This window comes from Sphingopyxis sp. KK2 (genome assembly GCF_001990265.1).
Lineage (GTDB): Bacteria > Pseudomonadota > Alphaproteobacteria > Sphingomonadales > Sphingomonadaceae > Sphingopyxis.
Map to the genome: position 1 here is coordinate 1 of NZ_LYVN01000287.1, position 1,172 is coordinate 1,172.

At 70.2% G+C, this 1,172-nt stretch carries 2 protein-coding genes; one reads left to right on the top strand and one right to left on the bottom strand.

Translation table 11 applies throughout. The features are described 5' to 3' along the window. Positions 1–571, top strand: a 571-nt coding sequence (locus B1A78_RS21805) for an RsmB/NOP family class I SAM-dependent RNA methyltransferase (RefSeq protein WP_144037965.1), incomplete at its 5' end; no start/stop codon positions are given. Here the strand turns inward: B1A78_RS21805 and B1A78_RS21810 are convergent. Further along, the coding region (locus B1A78_RS21810; RefSeq protein WP_144037966.1) for an adenylate/guanylate cyclase domain-containing protein at positions 568–1,172 on the bottom strand (605 nt) is incomplete at its 5' end. The genes B1A78_RS21805 and B1A78_RS21810 overlap by 4 nt on opposite strands.

Consider the following 1,172-nt stretch of genomic DNA (forward strand, 5'->3'; position numbering starts at 1 on the left):
CACCGTGCTCGACCTCTGCGCCGCGCCGGGCGGCAAAACGATGCAGCTCGCCGCCGCCGGCTGGTCGGTCGTCGCGGTCGATTCGAGCGCCAAGCGCCTCGCCCGGCTCGAGGAGAATCTCGACCGCACGGGGCTCGAAGCCGGGATCGTGCAAGGCGACATCCGCACATGGGAGCCCGGCGCGGCCGCCGACGCGGTGCTGCTCGACGCCCCCTGCTCGGCCACCGGCATCTTCCGCCGCCACCCCGATGTGCTGCACCGCATCGAGCCGCGTCAGGTCGCCGAAATGGCGGCGCTGCAGGCCGATCTGCTCGCGCGCGCCGCCGCATGGGTCAAGCCCGGCGGCACCCTCGTCTACGCCACCTGCTCGCTCGAACCCGCCGAGGGCGAGGAACAGGTCGCGGCTTTCCTGTCGGCACACCCCGGCTGGACGATCGATCCGGCGCGGACCGACGAGCTGCCTCCCGGCATCGACCCGACCGAAGCGGGCTTCATCCGCACGCTCCCCGGAACGCTCGCCGATGCGGGCGGCCTCGACGGCTTCTTCGTCGCGCGGCTGCGCGCGCCTTAGCTGGCGCGCCGCGACAGCCGGTATAGCGCCAGCTCGCCATAATCCTTGGCGAGCCGCACCTTGCCGACATAGTCGCAGTCGAAATCGCGCGCATTGCCGAGCGCCAGCATCGCCGCCATCGGCTGGGTGCAATAGATTTGCCCGACGAGCGTCACCGGCTCGATCCGCGCGGTGCGCGTCACCTCGGTCCCGTACCACAGCTCGTTGCCGACCACCGGGTCCTGCCCGCGATAGATCGGCCCGAAATGGATGCCCGTGCGCATCCCCGCCTTGTGCCCCTCGAGTCCCAGGCCGGGCGGCAGGACGTCGAGCCGCTGCTGCATGTCGAGCGCGATCCGCGCCGCGGTCGCGGGGTCGGAGATGATCGCATAGACCGCGTCGCCCCAGGTGTTGCGGAACAGCACCGCCTCGCCATAATCGTCGAGCACACGCCCGATGCCGCCCATCACTTCCTTCGCAAAGATCGGCAACTCTGCCTCGCCAAGCTTTGAAAAACCGGCAAAATCGGCGAACAATATCGCGTACAGCCCGCGCCGCGTGCCTTCCGGCGGTTCCGGCGCCGGCGGGAAATCGAGCTTGCGGTCGAGCCCACCGACCGCGA